Origin of the sequence: Hymenobacter terrenus (genome assembly GCF_000972495.1) — a bacterium.
Lineage (GTDB): Bacteria > Bacteroidota > Bacteroidia > Cytophagales > Hymenobacteraceae > Hymenobacter > Hymenobacter terrenus.
Map to the genome: position 1 here is coordinate 1 of NZ_LATM01000141.1, position 509 is coordinate 509.

General features: G+C 58.2%; 1 protein-coding gene. It reads left to right on the forward strand.

All coding sequences use genetic code 11. From position 1 onward, the window contains the following. Nucleotides 1–469, forward strand: a 469-nt coding sequence (locus tag WX88_RS26860; RefSeq protein WP_046247514.1) for an integrase core domain-containing protein, incomplete at its 5' end; no start/stop codon positions are given. Nucleotides 470–509: the final 40 nt, after the last annotated feature.

A 509-nucleotide genomic window follows, 5' to 3' on the forward strand; every position in this document is an offset into this window, starting at 1 on the left:
TGGGTGTTGGTCGCTCGACTTCACCAGCGACGTGTTGACCGATGGCCGCCGGTTTCGCACCCTCAACGTGCTCGACGATTACAACCGGCAGTTCTTGGGCGTCGAAATGGACTTCTCCCTGCCCGCCGCCCGGGTCGTGCAAGTGCTGGCCCGGCTGGTCGAATGCCACGGCCCACCAAACCGGCTGCGCACTGACAACGGCCCCGAATTCATCAGTGCCCGGCTCACCGAATGGTGCGAGGCCCAAGGCATCATCCTGCACTGGATTCAACCGGGCAAACCGACCCAAAATGCCTACATCGAACGCTTTAATGGCTCCTTTCAACGCGAGCTACTTGACGCGTACTTATTCCGCTCACTGGCGCATGTGCGGCAACTCGTGGGCGACGGGATGCTCGATTACAACACCTTGCGGCCCCACCAGGCCTTGAATTTTATGACACCCCTCGAATTCAAACAAGCTGCTTAACCTTTGCTAACTACTGGCTTACCAAATGGGGAAGCGTACA